General features: G+C 65.2%; 14 protein-coding genes and 1 tRNA gene. 8 read left to right on the forward strand and 7 right to left on the reverse strand.

Features of this window, described 5'->3' with window-relative positions; translation table 11 throughout:
* Positions 1-214: 214 nt before the first annotated feature.
* Positions 215-290: transfer RNA gene (locus tag B6V72_RS07615), tRNA-Ala, on the reverse strand.
* A 261-nt stretch (positions 291-551) separates the two neighbouring features.
* Positions 552-878 (reverse strand): FYDLN acid domain-containing protein, encoded by a 327-nt coding sequence (locus B6V72_RS07620; protein ID WP_075776207.1) that lies wholly within the window; start codon positions 876-878, stop codon positions 552-554.
* Positions 879-1015: 137 nt separating this feature from the next.
* Between B6V72_RS07620 and B6V72_RS07625 the strand changes: the two genes are divergently transcribed.
* The 5 genes from B6V72_RS07625 to B6V72_RS07645 all read left to right on the forward strand — a co-directional run bounded on the left by B6V72_RS07625 (position 1016) and on the right by B6V72_RS07645 (position 3942).
* The gene (locus tag B6V72_RS07625) at positions 1016-1717 is read left to right on the forward strand and encodes a SprT family zinc-dependent metalloprotease (RefSeq protein WP_088719095.1); all 702 of its coding nucleotides are present in this window, start codon (positions 1016-1018) and stop codon (positions 1715-1717) included.
* A 31-nt stretch (positions 1718-1748) separates the two neighbouring features.
* Complete coding sequence (locus B6V72_RS07630) at positions 1749-2405, forward strand: GntR family transcriptional regulator (protein WP_075776205.1); 657 nt, start codon at positions 1749-1751, stop codon at positions 2403-2405.
* Between the two features lie 182 nt (positions 2406-2587).
* On the forward strand, positions 2588-2875 hold the full coding sequence (rpmB, locus tag B6V72_RS07635) for a 50S ribosomal protein L28 (protein WP_075776204.1): 288 nt from the start codon (positions 2588-2590) through the stop codon (positions 2873-2875).
* A gap of 137 nt (positions 2876-3012) precedes the next feature.
* On the forward strand, positions 3013-3342 hold the full coding sequence (locus B6V72_RS07640; RefSeq protein ID WP_088735255.1) for a hypothetical protein: 330 nt from the start codon (positions 3013-3015) through the stop codon (positions 3340-3342).
* Positions 3343-3381: 39 nt separating this feature from the next.
* Positions 3382-3942, forward strand: coding sequence for a copper chaperone PCu(A)C (locus tag B6V72_RS07645; protein WP_075776202.1), 561 nt, complete (start codon positions 3382-3384; stop codon positions 3940-3942).
* A gap of 17 nt (positions 3943-3959) precedes the next feature.
* Here B6V72_RS07645 and meaB read toward each other — a convergent pair whose 3' ends face one another.
* Complete coding sequence (meaB, locus tag B6V72_RS07650; RefSeq protein ID WP_088719093.1) at positions 3960-4946, reverse strand: methylmalonyl Co-A mutase-associated GTPase MeaB; 987 nt, start codon at positions 4944-4946, stop codon at positions 3960-3962.
* A 130-nt stretch (positions 4947-5076) separates the two neighbouring features.
* On the opposite strand from meaB, the gene B6V72_RS07655 reads away from it, so the two are divergent.
* From B6V72_RS07655 to B6V72_RS07665, 3 genes are all read left to right on the forward strand, one after another.
* The gene (locus tag B6V72_RS07655) at positions 5077-5829 is read left to right on the forward strand and encodes a DUF3108 domain-containing protein (protein ID WP_088721945.1); all 753 of its coding nucleotides are present in this window, start codon (positions 5077-5079) and stop codon (positions 5827-5829) included.
* Between the two features lie 7 nt (positions 5830-5836).
* A complete protein-coding gene (gene hrpB, locus B6V72_RS07660) occupies positions 5837-8287 on the forward strand; it encodes an ATP-dependent helicase HrpB (RefSeq protein ID WP_240497701.1) in 2451 nt (816 codons plus the stop codon).
* A gap of 72 nt (positions 8288-8359) precedes the next feature.
* A complete protein-coding gene (locus tag B6V72_RS07665) occupies positions 8360-8863 on the forward strand; it encodes an acyl-CoA thioesterase (RefSeq protein WP_088719090.1) in 504 nt (167 codons plus the stop codon).
* A gap of 92 nt (positions 8864-8955) precedes the next feature.
* Here B6V72_RS07665 and lpdA read toward each other — a convergent pair whose 3' ends face one another.
* From lpdA to B6V72_RS07685, 4 genes are all read right to left on the reverse strand, one after another.
* Complete coding sequence (gene lpdA / locus B6V72_RS07670) at positions 8956-10344, reverse strand: dihydrolipoyl dehydrogenase (RefSeq protein ID WP_075776197.1); 1389 nt, start codon at positions 10342-10344, stop codon at positions 8956-8958.
* Positions 10345-10392: 48 nt separating this feature from the next.
* Positions 10393-10785 (reverse strand): MAPEG family protein, encoded by a 393-nt coding sequence (locus B6V72_RS07675; RefSeq protein WP_075776196.1) that lies wholly within the window; start codon positions 10783-10785, stop codon positions 10393-10395.
* A 107-nt stretch (positions 10786-10892) separates the two neighbouring features.
* The gene (odhB, locus tag B6V72_RS07680) at positions 10893-12434 is read right to left on the reverse strand and encodes a 2-oxoglutarate dehydrogenase complex dihydrolipoyllysine-residue succinyltransferase (protein WP_088735257.1); all 1542 of its coding nucleotides are present in this window, start codon (positions 12432-12434) and stop codon (positions 10893-10895) included.
* Between the two features lie 4 nt (positions 12435-12438).
* Entirely contained in the window at positions 12439-15393 is a 2955-nt protein-coding gene (locus B6V72_RS07685; protein ID WP_075776194.1) for a 2-oxoglutarate dehydrogenase E1 component, read from the reverse strand.
* Between the last annotated feature and the right edge of the window lie 164 nt (positions 15394-15557).

Consider the following 15557-nt stretch of genomic DNA (forward strand, 5'->3'; position numbering starts at 1 on the left):
TCGGTCGCGTCACGAAGCGCGCGCTGGCACCGATTGAGGTCGACAAGGCTGCGTTGGCGCGCACTCCACGTCCTCACGGTGTCGTTCGCCGGCGGAAGAAAGCCCTATGCGGGGGAGCCTAAGCGCACGGCGACCGGACCGCGCCGGCGCGCGGCGAACGGCAAACTTCTCACGACAAGCGCGATGTGATCGGATGCGTTTTCGGAAGTTTGTTTGGTGGAGCCAAGGGGAGTCGAACCCCTGACCTCTTGAATGCCATTCAAGCGCTCTCCCAACTGAGCTATGGCCCCACCGGAGGTCCAGCGGGTCAGGCCCGCTGTGTGGGGAGGCGTATAGGCAAAGCGTCGGGGCGGCGCAAGAGGAATTTGTTGTGAAGGCGGGGGAAATTTTCGTCCGCTGCGTATTCCCGTGCGTCACCTGAGCGGCGCTGGCGTAGAGGGCGCGTCGGGGCAAGGGGGGAGCGGGAAAGGCGCGGCCTCACGTCCGGAAAAAGAAAAAGGCGCGACGGTTTCCCGTTGCGCCTTGATCTCTCGTCCGAGCGGCCCAGCCGATCAGTTGTCTTCCTTGTCCTCGGTGCTGACATCCGCGATGTCATCGAGCGAGACATTGTCGTCATCGTCGTCATCGTCGAGCAGATCGTCGTCGAGATCCACGTCGCCGTTATCGTCGTCGAGATCGTCATCGTCGAGATTGACGTCGTCATCTTTCTGCGACGACGTCTTGTCGGTCACGAGCGTGCGACCGCTGCCCGAGGTCAGAGCCTCGAGGGTGAAGGTGTTGTTGCAGACCGGGCAGGTCATCGGGTCGTTATTCAGGTCGTAAAAGCGGCTCGCGCAATGCGGGCACAGACGCTTGACGCCCCATTCCTCTTTCGGCATGGAATTCTCCTGCGCACTTATATCCAGCAGAGTCGCAGCCAACTGCCACATGCCGCGCAGGGTGTCAAAGCCTTTTCGCGCCTTTCTTGTGGGGCTGCGACCCGATGGCCGCGCCTCGTGACCGAACCTGCCGGAGAATGCCCCTGTCCCGCCCACCTCACATTCCCGAACTGCCCGAGGTGGAGTTGGTGATGCGCCGTTCCGGGCGCGCGCGCAGGTTCTCATTGCGGGTGTCGCGGGTCGACGGGCGGGTGGCGCTCACGATCCCGCGGGGCGCGTCCGAGCGAGAGGCGCTGGCCTTCGCGCGCTCGCAAACCGAATGGCTGCGCAAGACGCTCGGGGCGATCCCGCCCGCGCAGGCCGTGCGATTCGGACAAGCTGTCCCCTTCCAGGGGCAGATGCTGATGCTCGAACCCGCGTCGCTGCGCAGCCCGAAGATCGACGGCGCGCGCCTCCTCGTGCCCGAAGACCCGGCACGGCTGGGCGTGCGGGTCGAGACTTTCTTCAAACACGCAGCTCGTCAGAGACTGCATGCGGCGACCGCGCGCTACGCCTCCGAGATCGGGCGTGACTTCGCGAAGATCACGATTCGCGACACCCGCTCGCGCTGGGGGTCCTGCAGCTCGACCGGAGCGCTCTCCTATAGCTGGCGGTTGATCATGGCGCCGCCGGACGTGCTGGATTATGTCGCGGCCCATGAGGTCGCGCATCTGGAGGAGATGAATCACTCGCCCGCCTTCTGGCGCGTCGTCGAATCCCTGCGGCCGAGCTTCAAGGCAGAGCGCGCATGGCTCAAGCGCGAAGGCTCCGCGCTCCATGCGATCCGGTTTCGCGATTGACCCGCGGCGGCAACGTGATCACAAAAAGCGAATGACAACGATTTCCACACGCCCCATCGAGACCGCCGCCCATGATCGGCTGTACCGCACTTTGCGCCAGCAGATCATGGTGGGGGAGTTGCTGCCGGGCACTGCGCTGACGTTGCGGGGTTTGGGCAAGCAATACGGTGTCTCCATGACTCCCGCGCGCGAGGCGCTGCGGCGGCTGGTTGCGGAAGGCGCGCTGACGCTGTCGAGTTCGGGGCGGGTAACCACGCCGGAGCTGTCCAACGAACGGATCGAGGAGCTGGCCGCGCTGCGGGCGCTGATCGAGCCGGAACTGTCGGCCCGTGCCCTGCCGCGCGCCCACCTCGCGCTGATCGACCGTCTCGGTGCGATCAACGTCGCCAATGCCGAGGCCGTCGCGAAACAGGATGCGGTCGGCTACATCCGCACCAACCTCGAATTCCACCGCACGCTCTATCTGCGCGCGCAGGCGCCCGCGATGCTCGCGGTGATCGAGACCGTCTGGCTGCAGCTGGGGCCGACGATGCGCGCGGTCTATACCAAGCTGCAGCGCAACGAGCCGCCGCGCCATCACCGGATGATTCTCTCCGCTCTGCGGGCGGGCGACGAACCGGCGCTGAGATTGGCCGTGCGCACCGATGTGACCCAGGGTTTGCGCCATCTGGCTCAGCGCGGGTGGTGAAACCGCCCCTGAAGCGGTGGGGAAGGTGTATAAAATCGGCCTGGGCGACTTGACGCGAGGCGCCATTGGCCGTATTCCGCGCCAACAGATTTTCGGGCGCTGCCAAGCGGCGCCTTTTCATGTTGGGGCCGGGCGCGCGATTCGCGTAACTTCGGCCAGGTAAGAAACGAAGGAAGAATGCCATGTCGCGCGTTTGCGAACTGACCGGCAAGGGCCCCACGACGGGCAACAAAGTGAGCCACGCGAACAACAAGTCGCGTCGTCGCTTCCTGCCGAACCTGAACGATGTTTCCCTGATCTCGGATACTCTGGGCCAGAGCTTCAAGCTGCGCGTTTCCGCAGCCGGCATGCGCTCGGTGGACCATCGCGGCGGTCTCGACGCGTTCCTCGCCAAGGCGAAGGATGCGGACCTCTCGGTGAACGCTCTGAAGATCAAGAAAGCGATCGCGAAAGCTCAGGCTGCCGCCTGATCCCTTTCCGGATCGGAATTTTCGAAAACCCCGCGCCGAGGCGCGGGGTTTTTGCTTTGTTCGGCTGAACTGTCGCATTCCCATCGTCACATCCTCACGCTAGTGTGAGCGCCATGTGGAGGACGCGCTTCAAGCTAATGATCGGGATCGTCGCGGCGCTCGTGCTGGCCATGACCAGCATGACCATGGCGGTTGCGCGCGGGCAGGCGCGTGTCGCGGGCGAGGTGGTGATCTGCACCGGCTATGGCGTGACCACGATCAGCGTCGATGCCGAGGGCAACCCGACTGGCCCCGTGCATCTCTGTCCCGACATGGTGCTGGCGATGATGGCCGCCGTCGCAGTCGCTCCGGCCCTGCCGACTCCGCCGCAGGGCGAGGGGCGCAGGCTGCAGACGGTCGAGCTCGAGAGCGCGCAGGCGCAGGCCTTCGTGGTGCCGCGCGCCCGTGGTCCGCCTGCAGCCGTCTGATCCCCAGCCTTCAGACGAATACAGCCTCAGGAGACATGAATGATCCGCAAATACCTGATGAGCGCGGCGCTGATCGCCGTCGCTCTCCCCGCCTTCGCCGCTGACCAGATCCAGATCATCGACCCTTATGTCCGGGTCTCGACCCCGATGTCGAAATCGGCGGCGGCCTTCATGGAGATCAAGAACATCTCCGATCTCGACGACCGGCTCGTCTCGGTCAGCTCGAACGTTGCCGCGCGTGTCGAACTGCATACGCACAAGCAGGGGCCGAACGGCGCGATGCAGATGCTCGAAGTCAAGGAAGGCTTCGAGGTTCCCGCCAAGGGCGAGCATGTCCTGCAGCGGGGCGGCGATCACGTCATGTTCATGGGGCTGAAGCAGTCGCTCCATCAGGGTGACATGGTCACGCTCAATCTGCGTTTCGAGAAAACCGGACTGATGGTCGTCGACGTCCCGGTCGATCTCAGCCGCGATCAGCCGACCGAGACTGCGCAGGATCCCGCGCCTGTCTCCACACCGGAGATTTCACATGAAGACGTGACCCACGGCGAGCCGGAACATACCGAGCCCACCATGGATAAGAAAGAAGGCGATATGTAAGCCGGGCAGAGCGGCGCTCAGCCGCCCAACTGCTCCAGCATCACGGCCGCAGCTGCAGAGGCCGCGCTTTCACCGCTGGCCACCGCGTCGCCCAATTCGCGCATTTTCGCCCGGATCTCGGGATCTTGGCGCAACCGCGCGAGGAGGCCCTCGCGGACCTCAGCCTCGAACCAGTGCCGCGCCTGCTCGGCGCGGCGCTGATCGAAATGCCCGTTCGCGCGGCGCCATTCGGCTAGCGCGGTCATTTCTTCCCATGCTTTCTCCAGCCCGTTCTCCTCCATGGCCGAGACCGGCAGCGCCTTGGGGAAACCCTCGGGGTCCTGCGGGCGCTTGCGCAGCAGCCGCAGCGCGCCCGCGTAATCCGAGACCGTCCGCATGGCGGCCGGTTTCAGATCGCCATCCGCCTTGTTCACCAAGATCAGGTCGGCCATCTCCATGATGCCGCGCTTGACGCCCTGCAGCTCGTCGCCGCCAGCCGGGGCCATCAGCAGAACGAACAGGTCGACCATCTCGGCTACCAGCGTCTCGGACTGGCCGACGCCCACGGTCTCTATCAGGACGACGTCGAAGCCCGCCGCCTCGCAGAGGCTCACCGCTTCGCGGGTGCGTCGCGCGACGCCGCCGAGATGCGCTTGTGAGGGCGAGGGGCGGATGAAGGCGTTGGGATCGCGCGACAGACGTTCCATACGGGTCTTGTCACCGAGGATCGAGCCGCCGGAGCGGGCCGAGGACGGATCGACCGCCAGCACGGCGACCTTCAACCCCTTGCCGGTCAGCATCATCCCGAAGGCTTCGATGAAGGTCGATTTGCCCACTCCCGGCGTGCCCGAAAGCCCGATCCGCAGCGCCTGACGCCCTTCACCTGCGAGCGTATCGAGCAGTTCGACCGCTTGTGCGCGATGCTCCGCCCGCCCGGATTCCACCAGCGTGATCGCACGCGCCAGAGCGCGACGATCGGAGGCGAGAATGCGCGGAGCGAGGTCGGCGGGGCTTTGATCGGTCATCGGCAGGCTTTCGCTGATTTTGGGTGTTCGTGTCAAAAATGACATCAGACGTGAAGACTTATCGGTTACTTGCCTGCACCCTGCGACCTATGTCCAGAGCGAATGGGAAATTCCTGACAAGAGGATACCAATGAGATTTCTATCGAGCCTTGCGTCGCGCCCGGTGGCTGCGATCCTGAGCGCAGCGTTGCTAGTCGCGCCCTTGGGCACGGCGCCGGCGCGCGCCGATCAGAGCGACAAGATCGTCTTCGACGTGGTGCTCAAGGGCATCCGCGCGGGTGAGCTGGCGATCAACGGCAAGATCACCGACGGTGCCTATGGCGCGAACGGCGTGTTGCAGACGGCGGGCCTCGTGGGGCTGCTGCGGAAAATCAAGTTTTCGGCCAGTGTCTCCGGCCTCTATGACGGTCAGAAGTTCACCCCGATGAAATATTCAGAGGTCGACGACGCACCGGGACGCAAGTCCAAGCACCAGATCATCTACAATAACGGCACGCCGGTTTCCGTCAGTCAGCAGCCACCGCGCAAGCCCTCGCCCCGGGATGTCGATCCCGCGAAACAGGGCGGCACGGTCGACCCGCTGACGGCGCTCTATGCGGTGCTGCGTGACGTGCCGCGCGACGAGGCCTGCAAGCTCGACGTGAAGATGTATGACGGCGCGCGGCGCTCGCAGGTGCGGCTCTTCGAGCCCAAGCCCGATGGCAAGAACATCGTCTGTTCGGGCGAATATCGCCGCCTCGCGGGCTTCTCCGAGAAGGACATGAAGGAAAAGTCCCGCTTCGCCTTCACCCTCTATTACGAGCCGAGCCCGAATGGCGGTTTGCAGGTCGACAAGATCGAGACCGACACGCTCTATGGAAAAGGTCGTCTCACTCGGCAATAAGGGGCGGGTGAACACAGACCGCTTTTCTCTTCCGATCGACGTGGTGCTGCCCGATCTGCGGGCGGCGCTGTCATCGCATGGCCGCGCGGTGCTGATGGCGCCGCCGGGCGCGGGCAAGACGACCCGCGTGCCCCTCGCGCTGCTCGACCAGATCAAGGGCCGGATCGTCATGTTGGAGCCGCGCCGGCTGGCCGCGCGCGCCGCCGCCGAGCGTATGGCGGACACTTTGGGCGAAAAGGTTGGCGAGACGGTCGGCTACCGCATCCGGGGCGAGGCGAAGGTCTCGAAATCCACGCGGATCGAGGTCGTTACTGAAGGCATCCTGACGCGCGTGCTGCAATCCGACCCGGAATTGACCGGCATCGGCTGCGTGATCTTCGACGAATTCCATGAACGCTCGCTGAACGCAGACTTGGGGCTGGCGCTGACATGGGAGGTGCGCGGCGCGCTCAGGCCCGATCTGGCGCTGGTGGTGATGTCGGCCACGCTCGATGCAGAGCCGGTGGCGGCATTGCTCGACGACGCGCCGATCGTGGTGTCGGAGGGGCGGGCCTTTCCGGTCGAGACGCGCTGGCTGGACCGTCCGGTGGATAGTTCGATGCGGTTCGAGGCCGCGATGGCTGGGCTGATCACCGAGGCCGCGGAGGCCACCGACGGGAGCCTTCTGGCCTTCCTGCCGGGCGAGGGCGAGATTCGCCGCGTCGAAGGGCTGCTGAAGGGCCGCTTGGCCGATGACATCGCGATCCGCCCGCTGTTCGGCGCGATGGAATTCGCCGCCCAACGCGCCGCCATCGCGCCCGCGCCCTCGGGCCGCAAACTGGTGCTCGCCACAGCCATAGCGGAAACCTCTCTGACCATCGAAGACATCCGCGTCGTGATCGACGGCGGCCGCGCACGCCGGGCGCGGTTCGACCCAAGCTCCGGCATGGCGAGGCTGGTCACCGAACCCGTCTCCCGCGCCGAAGCCGAGCAGCGCCGGGGCCGCGCGGGGCGCGTGGCCGAGGGCATCTGCTACCGGCTCTGGACCAAGGGCGCGGAGGGCGCGCTACCCGCCTTCGCCCCGCCCGAGATCGAGGTCGCCGACCTGACCGGACTTGCGCTGGAACTCGCGGTCTGGGGCACCGATGGTGGCGATCTGGCTTTCCTGACGCCGCCGCCTGCACCTGCGATGGCCGAGGCGCGCGCTTTGCTGGAAGAACTCGGCGCGCTGAAATCGGGGCTGATCACGGAACACGGGCGCAAGCTCGCCAAACTGCCGCTGCACCCGCGCCTCGGGCACATGCTGCTGACCGCGGGCCCCGAGGCGGCACCGCTTGCTGCCCTTCTGGCCGAACGCGATCCGCTGCGTGGCGCGCCCGCTGACCTGACGCTGCGCCTCAGCGCGATTCGCGACCCGAAGCGCTTGGAGGCGCACCACCCCTATACGCCCCATCGCGGCACAATCGAGCGTATCCGATCCGAGGCGAAGCGGCTGGCCCGCCTCGCCACTGCAGCGCCCGAGACCTATTCCTCCGCCGAGCAACTCGCGCTCGCTTACCCTGACCGTGTGGGGCTTCGCCGCAAGGGGGATGCGCCGCGCTACGTGCTCTCGGGCGGCAAAGGGGCGGTGGTGGCCGAAGGCGATCCGCTGGGCGCGCAACGCCTTATCGTGGTGAGCGATCTCGACGGCGATCCGCGCGAGGCGAAAGTGCGCCAAGGCATCGCGATCTCCGAGGCCGAGCTTCGTCGCCTCTACGCGGATCAGATCGCATGGCAGGATGTCTGCGACTGGTCCAAGCGAGAGGGCCGCGTGATCGCGCGCAAGCAGGAGCGGTTCGGCGCGCTGGTCCTCGACGATCGCGTGTGGAAAGACGCCCCGCGCGAGGCGGTAGCGCAAGGCGCGCTGGCAGGATTGCGCCAGATCGGCCTGCCGATGAGCGCGGCGGCGCGCCGGCTGCAGGCGCGGGTGGAGCTGCTGCGCGGGCAGGGGGCCGATCTGCCCGATTTCTCCGATGAGGGGCTTTTGGCCTCCGCCGAGAACTGGCTTCTGCCCTATCTCGGCAAGGCGAGGACCGAGGCCGACCTGCGCAAGCTCGACCTCACCGATCCGCTGCGCGCAGCGCTCGACTGGGAGCAGATGCAGCTGGTGGACCGTCTTGCCCCCGCGCATTTCGAAACTCCGCTCGGCCGTCGTGTGCCCATTGACTACGCTGGCGAGGCGCCGGGCATCGAGATCCGTCTGCAGGAGATGTTCGGCGTCACCACCCATCCGACGGTCGGCCCGAAACGCCTGCCGCTCAGGATCACGCTGCTGTCACCCGGCCACAAACCCATTCAGGTCACGATGGACCTGCCCGGGTTCTGGGAGGGCTCTTACGCCGATGTGCGCAAGGATATGCGCGGGCGCTACCCCAAGCACCCGTGGCCCGAGGACCCGCGCGAGGCCGATCCGACGCTGCGGGCGAAGCCGCGCAAGTGAGCCATGCGCATCGCGCGGATTGACCCTACGAGAGGCTTTCGCGCATATGGCGCGAGGCAATGAGGGAAAACCATGACCGAAACACTGACCTTCGAGGACCGCAAGCGCCTCGAGATGACCGTGCTGATGACGCCCGATCAGGCGAATTTTTCGGGCAAGGTGCATGGCGGCGCGCTGCTGAACTGGCTCGACCGGGTCGCGTTCTCGCTCGCCTCACGCTACTCGCAGCGCTACGCGGTGACGCTGTCGGTCGACCAGGTGACCTTCCAGCAACCGATCAACGTGGGCGAGCTGGTAACGTTTCGCGCCAGCGTGAACCATACGGGCCGCACCTCGATGGAGATCGGCATCCGCGTCGAAGCCGAGAACATCACCGCAGGCACGCGGCGACACACGAACAGCTGCTATTTCACGATGGTCGCGGTGGATGAAAGCGGAAAACCCGCAGAGGTGCCGACGCTGAAGCCCGACACGGACGAGGAACGCCACCGCTGGCGCGCCGCCGAACTCCGCCGGGAACTGCGCCGTGAATTCGCCGCGAAGATGGATGCGGCTGCGGATCACGGCGAGGGCTAAGCCTGAGCTAGTGACCGGAGTTCGGGCCACCGCGCCAAACGAAAAGGGCGCCCCGCGGGGCGCCCTTTCGCGTTTCTCTCGACCCTTGCCGATCAGGCGTGGATCGCGCCGTCGCCGCAGGCCAGTGCGGCTTCGCGAACGGCCTCGGAGAAGGTCGGGTGAGCGTGGCAGGTCAGCGCCACGTCCTGTGCCGAGGCGCCGAATTCCATCGCCACGCAGATTTCGTGGATCAGGTCGCCCGCGCCGGGGCCGATGATGTGGCAGCCGAGGATGCGGTCGGTTTCCTTGTCCGCGATCAGCTTCACGAAGCCGTCCGACTGGAACACGGCCTTGGCGCGGCCATTGCCCATGAAGGAGAACTTGCCGACCTTGTAGGCGCGACCGTCCTGCTTGAGCGCCTCTTCGGTCTGACCGACCGAGGCGACTTCCGGGCTGGTGTAGATCACGCTCGGGATCACTTCGTAGTTCACGTGACCATGCTTACCCGCGATGACTTCGGCAACAGCCATGCCTTCGTCCTCGGCTTTGTGGGCGAGCATCGGGCCGGTGACCGCGTCACCGATCGCGTAGATGCCCTTGGCGGTGGTCTGCCAGTGCGCGTCAGTCTTCACCTGACCGCGCGGCAGCATCTCCACACCCACGCCCTCAAGCCCCAGACCGTCGGTATAGGGCTTGCGGCCGGTCGCGACGAGGACGGTCTCGGCCTCGATCGACGCGTTGCTCTCATCCTTGCGCAGCTGGTAGTTCACCGTGGCCTTGCCGTTCTTCACGTCGACGCTCTGGACGGCGGCGCCCATGACGAATTTCAGTCCCTGCTTGGTCAGGATCTTCTGGAAGTTCTTCGAGACCTCGCCGTCCATGCCGGGGGTGATTGCGTCGAGATATTCCACGACGGTGACATCCGCGCCGAGACGAGCATAGACCGAGCCCATTTCCAGACCGATGACGCCCGCGCCGATCACGACCATCGACTTCGGGATCTTGTTCAACGACAGCGCGCCGGTCGAGGTCACGACGGTTTTCTCGTCGATCTCGATGCCCGGCAGCGACGACGGCTCGGAGCCGGTGGCGATCACGATCGACTTGGCGTTATGGACGTCGTCGCCCACTTTCACCTTGCCGGCCTCGGGGATCGAACCCCAGCCCTTGATCCAGTCGATCTTGTTCTTCTTGAACAGGAACTCGATGCCCTTGGTGTTGCCGTCGATGACTTCCTGCTTGTAGGTCAGCATCTGCTTCCAATCGACCGAAGGCGATTTGCCCTTCAGGCCCATCTTGGCGAAGTTATGCTCGGCTTCGTGCAGCTCGTGGGTGGCGTGCAGCAGCGCCTTGGACGGGATGCAGCCCACGTTGAGGCAGGTGCCGCCGAGGCTTTCGCGGCCTTCGACACAGGCGGTCTTCAGGCCCAGCTGGGCGCAGCGGATGGCGCAGACATAGCCGCCCGGGCCGCCGCCGATCACGATCACATCATAGTCAGCCATTGTTCTTGCTCCTTGGGTTGGGGCGCGAGCAGGCCTCGCGCCGGGAGGTCAGATCAGCGCGGCAATCGCCAGCGCCAGAATTGCGAAGAAGGAAAAGCCCCAGATGAGCGAGCGCCACGGCACCCAGCCCAGCAGATAGGACGGAATGTAGAGGAGCCGCGCGATCAGGAAGATCCAGGCGAAGGCCACGGTGGCGGCGCTCGATTGTCCGGTCAGTCCGATGACCAGCGCGACGGGGGCGAAGAGAATGAGCCCCTCGAAGGAGTTGTTCATCGCGCGCTGCAGCCGTCCGAGCAGGGTCGAGATCGGCGGCGGCGTCTTGTCGCGCGGGGAAACGGGGTATTTTGTGCCGAGCTCGGTATTGGCCTTCACCGAATACGCCACCATCAGCCCCAGATGGAGCAGGATCGCGAGTATGAGCACGGTCAGTTCGGGGGTCATCGGTCGCTCCCGGAGGTGAGGGAGGACCGGGGGCTGTCTGCCCCCCGGACCCCCCGAGGATATTTAGCAAGAGCGAAGGGGCAGGGGATGCCGCCTTCGTTCCGGTCTTACAGATCCATCAGCAGGCGGCGCGGGTCTTCCAGCGCTTCCTTGACGCGCACGAGGAAGGTCACGGCGCCTTTGCCGTCGACGATGCGGTGGTCGTAGCTGAGTGCGAGATACATCATCGGCTTGATGACGATCTGGCCGTTCTCGACCATCGGACGTTCCTGGATCTTGTGCATGCCGAGGATGCCCGATTGCGGCGGGTTGAGGATCGGCGAGGACATCAGCGAGCCATAGACGCCGCCGTTCGAGATGGTGAAGGAACCGCCCTGCATCTCGGCCATCGAGAGCTTGCCGTCACGGGCGCGGGTGCCCATCTCGGCGATCGTCTTCTCGATCGAGGCGAAGCCCATCTGGTCGGCGTCGCGCACGACCGGCACGACGAGGCCGTTCGGGGTGCCCACGGCCACGCCCATGTGGACGTAGTTTTTGTAGACGATCTCGTTGCCGTCGATCTCGGCGTTCACTTCCGGGACCTCTTTCAGCGCGTGGCAGCAGGCCTTCACGAAGAAGGACATGAAGCCGAGCTTCACGCCGTGCTTCTTGAGGAACAGGTCCTTGTACTCGTTGCGCAGGTTCATGACGCCCGACATGTCCACCTCGTTATAGGTGGTCAGCATCGCGGCCGTGTTCTGCGAGTCCTTGAGGCGCTTGGCGATGGTCGCACGCAGGCGGGTCATCTTCACGCGCTCTTCGCGCGACGCGTCATCGGCATTGACCGGACCGCGCGGCGCCTGCGAGGGCGTCGAGGCGACGGAAACCGAGGCCTGCTTCGGCGCGCTTTCGGCCTTGGCCACGTCTTCCTTCATGATCCGGCCATCCTTGCCCGAACCCTGAACGGAAGCCGGGTCGATGCCCTTCTCCGCCATCAGCTTCTTGGCGGACGGCGCATCCTCGACATCCTTGCCGCCCTTGCCGCCCTTGCCGCCGGCGGCGGGGGCTTCGGATTTGGTCTCTTCCTTGGCGGGCGCGCTGGCGGCGGTTCCACCGCTTTCGCCCTCGGCGATCACGGCCAGCTTGGCCGAGGCGTCGACGGTCGTGCCTTCCTCGGCGACGATCTCTTTGAGAACGCCAGCAGCGGGCGACGGCACTTCGACCGAGACCTTGTCGGTTTCCAGCTCGCAGAGCATCTCGTCGGCCGCGACCGTGTCTCCGACCTTCTTGAACCACGTCGACACAGTTGCCTCGGTGACCGATTCACCAAGGCTGGGCACCATCACGTCGGTCATCTTTCCCTCGTTCGATTGGGGCTGTTGGGCGGGTTTTCCCGCCGGTTTGTCTTCTTTCTTCGGCGCGGGGCTGGCGCCAGCCTCTTCGATCGTCGCGAGAAGCGCATCGACGCCGACGGTCTCGCCTTCGGCGGCGACGATCTCGCCGAGCGTGCCGGCTGCGGGGCTCGGCACTTCGACGGTCACCTTGTCGGTTTCGAGCTCGCAGAGCATCTCGTCGGCGGCCACGGTGTCGCCGGGCTTCTTGAACCAGGTGGCGACGGTGGCTTCCGTGACGCTCTCGCCGAGCGTGGGAACGCGGACTTCAGTGGACATCTATTCAACCCTCCAGTGCATCGTTGACGAGCGCGTCTTGCTCGGCCTTGTGGCGGCTTGCCAGACCCGTCGCGGGCGAGGCGGACGCCGCGCGGCCGGCATAGCGCGCACGGGCATGTTTCGCGTCGATCTTGGCGAGGACCCATTCGATATAGGGTTCGACGAAGAACCAGGCGCCCTGGTTTTTCGGCTCCTCTTGGCACCAGACGATCTCGGCATTCTTGAAGCGGGTCAGCTCTTTGGTGACCGCCTGCGCGGGGAACGGGTAGAACTGTTCCAGACGCAGCAGGTAGACATCGTCGAGCCCACGCTCGTCGCGCTGCGCGAGCAGGTCGTAATAGACCTTGCCCGAGCACATCACGACGCGCTTGATCTTGTCGTCGGCCTTCAGCTCCAGATCCGAATTGCCGCGCTCTGCATCGTCCCACAGGACGCGGTGGAAGCTCGATCCGGTGGTGAACTCCTCCGCCGTGGAGACGGCCTTCGGGTGACGCAGCAGCGATTTCGGCGTCATCAGGATCAGCGGCTTGCGGAAGTCGCGGTGGATCTGGCGGCGCAGGATGTGGAAGTAGTTCGCCGGCGTCGTGCAGTTCGCGACGATCCAGTTATCTTCCGCCGACAGTTGCAGGAAGCGCTCCAGACGGGCCGAGCTGTGCTCGGGGCCCTGACCTTCGAAGCCGTGCGGCAGCAGGCAGACGAGGCCCGACATGCGCAGCCATTTCCGCTCGCCCGAGTTGATGAACTGGTCGAACATGATCTGCGCGCCGTTGGCGAAATCGCCGAACTGGGCTTCCCAGAGCGTCAGCGCCTTCGGTTCCGCCAGAGAGTAGCCGTATTCGAACCCGAGCACCGCGTATTCGCTGAGCATCGAGTCGATCACCTCGTAGCGGGCCTGACCCTCACGGATGTGGTTGAGCGGGTAATAGCGGTCCTCGTTCTCCTGGTTCACGAAGGCCGAGTGGCGCTGCGAGAAGGTACCACGGGTGGCGTCCTGACCCGACAGGCGGACAGGGTAGCCCTCGGTCACGAGCGAGCCGAAGGCCAGCGCCTCGGCGGTCGCCCAGTCGAAGCCCTTGCCGGTCTCGAACATCTGCTTCTTGTTGTCGAGCAGACGCTGCACCGTCTTGTGCAGGGCAAAGCCCTCGGGCGCGGTCACGAGCGCCTTGCCGACCTCCTCGAGCGTGTCGGGCGAAATCGCGGTGGTGCCGCGCTCGTATTCGCTCTTTTCCCGCTCCATGCCGGACCAGCGACCGTCGAGCCAGTCGGCCTTGTTCGGTTTGAAGACCTTGCCGGCCTCGAACTCCTCGTTGAGATGCGATTGGAACGAGGCTTTCATATCCTCGATCTCGCCCTCGGGGATCAGGCCATCGGCCACCAGACGCTCGGTGTAGAGTTGCAGCGTGGTCTTGTGGGTCTTGATCGACTTGTACATCACCGGGTTGGTGAACATCGGCTCGTCGCCTTCGTTGTGACCGAAGCGGCGGTAGCAGAAGATGTCGATCACGACGTCCTTGTGGAACTTCTGACGGAACTCGGTCGCGACGCGGGCGGCGTGCACGACGGCCTCGGGATCGTCGCCGTTCACGTGGAAGATCGGGGCTTCCACCATCAGCGCGAGATCGGTCGGGTAGGGCGAGGTGCGCGAGAAGTGCGGCGCGGTCGTGAAGCCGATCTGGTTGTTGACGACGAGGTGGATCGTGCCGCCGGTGCGGTGACCGCGAATGCCCGAGAGCTGGAAGCACTCGGCCACGACGCCTTGACCGGCGAAGGCTGCATCACCGTGTAGCAGCACCGAGACGACCTTGGAGCGGTCCGAACGGTCGGCCAGCTGATCTTGCTTGGCACGGACCTTGCCGAGCGCGACCGGGTTCACCGCCTCGAGGTGTGAGGGGTTCGCGGTCAGCGACAGGTGGACCTTGTTGCCGTCGAACTCACGGTCGGCGGAGGCGCCGAGGTGGTATTTCACGTCGCCGGAGCCGTCCACGTCCTCGGGCTTGAACGAGCCGCCCTGGAATTCGTGGAAGATCGCGCGGTAGGGCTTTTGCAGCACGTTCGCGAGGACCGAGAGGCGACCGCGGTGGGGCATGCCGACCACGACCTCTTGCAGGCCGAGCTGGCCGCCCCGCTTGATGATCTGCTCCATCGCCGGGATCAGCGCTTCGCCACCGTCGAGGCCGAACCGCTTGGTGCCCATGTACTTGACGTGCAGGAACTTCTCGAAGCCTTCGGCCTCGACGAGCTTGTTGAGGATCGCGCGGCGGCCGGTCTTGGTGAAGGTGATTTCCTTGCCGTAGCCTTCGATACGCTCTTTCAGCCAGGCCGATTGCTCGGGATCGGAGATGTGCATGTATTGCAGCGCGAAAGTGCCGCAATAGGTGCGCTTCACGATATCCATGATCTGGCGCATCGAGGCGATCTCGAGGCCGAGCACGTTGTCGATGAAGATCGGACGATCCATGTCGGCATCGGTGAAGCCGTAGCTCTTCGGATCGAGCTCCGGATGCTGGCCGGTGTCGCGCATCCCCAGCGGGTCGAGATCGGCGGCGAGGTGACCGCGGATACGGTAGGCACGGATGATCATCAGCGCGCGGATCGAGTCCAGCACGGCGCGTTTGACCGCCGCCTCGTCGACCGCGACGCCGGCCTCGGCAGCCTTCTTCTTGATCTTGTCGCCAGCGGCCTTGCCCTCGGCGGGGGCGGGCCATTCACCGGTCAGCGCCGCAGTCAGATCGTCGGCGGCCATCGGCGGCCAGTCGCGACGCTCCCAGCTTGCGCCTTCGGCGGATTTTCTCACGTCCTGATCGGGATCACCGAGCGAGGCGAAGAAGGCAGCCCAGGCGGTATCGACCGAAGACGGATCTTCGGCAAACTTCGCATAAAGCTGCTCGACATATTCGGCATTCGCGCCTTGCAGGAACTGCGAGGCATTGAACTGGTCGTTGGGGGATTGGTCGGTCATTTTCCTCACCTTCGGTCGGTGAAACAGGGATCTGCGGGAACTCGAACGTTTATCGCCGGCCCGTTGAAGAGCGCGCTAAGCGCGGGGCACGCGAGGCGGTGGCGGGGCCGCGCGGAGCGCAGAGGCCCTCGCGACGGATACGGGGGTGGAACGGCACATGATGC

The sequence above is a fragment of the Thioclava sp. F34-6 genome, assembly GCF_002213235.1.
GTDB classification, from domain to species: Bacteria; Pseudomonadota; Alphaproteobacteria; order Rhodobacterales; family Rhodobacteraceae; genus Thioclava; species Thioclava nitratireducens.

Bases quoted from the DNA above. Each gene is read 5' to 3' on its own strand.
- B6V72_RS07620 (WP_075776207.1), bottom strand. From the start codon at position 878: ATGCCGAAAGAGGAATGGGGCGTCAAGCGTCTGTGCCCGCATTGCGCG.
- B6V72_RS07625 (WP_088719095.1), top strand. From the start codon at position 1,016: ATGCCCCTGTCCCGCCCACCTCACATTCCCGAACTGCCCGAGGTGGAG.
- B6V72_RS07630 (WP_075776205.1), top strand. From the start codon at position 1,749: ATGACAACGATTTCCACACGCCCCATCGAGACCGCCGCCCATGATCGG.
- rpmB (WP_075776204.1), top strand. From the start codon at position 2,588: ATGTCGCGCGTTTGCGAACTGACCGGCAAGGGCCCCACGACGGGCAAC.
- B6V72_RS07640 (WP_088735255.1), top strand. From the start codon at position 3,013: ATGATCGGGATCGTCGCGGCGCTCGTGCTGGCCATGACCAGCATGACC.
- B6V72_RS07645 (WP_075776202.1), top strand. From the start codon at position 3,382: ATGATCCGCAAATACCTGATGAGCGCGGCGCTGATCGCCGTCGCTCTC.
- meaB (WP_088719093.1), bottom strand. From the start codon at position 4,946: ATGACCGATCAAAGCCCCGCCGACCTCGCTCCGCGCATTCTCGCCTCC.
- B6V72_RS07655 (WP_088721945.1), top strand. From the start codon at position 5,077: ATGAGATTTCTATCGAGCCTTGCGTCGCGCCCGGTGGCTGCGATCCTG.
- B6V72_RS07665 (WP_088719090.1), top strand. From the start codon at position 8,360: ATGACCGAAACACTGACCTTCGAGGACCGCAAGCGCCTCGAGATGACC.
- lpdA (WP_075776197.1), bottom strand. From the start codon at position 10,344: ATGGCTGACTATGATGTGATCGTGATCGGCGGCGGCCCGGGCGGCTAT.
- B6V72_RS07675 (WP_075776196.1), bottom strand. From the start codon at position 10,785: ATGACCCCCGAACTGACCGTGCTCATACTCGCGATCCTGCTCCATCTG.
- odhB (WP_088735257.1), bottom strand. From the start codon at position 12,434: ATGTCCACTGAAGTCCGCGTTCCCACGCTCGGCGAGAGCGTCACGGAA.
- B6V72_RS07685 (WP_075776194.1), bottom strand. From the start codon at position 15,393: ATGACCGACCAATCCCCCAACGACCAGTTCAATGCCTCGCAGTTCCTG.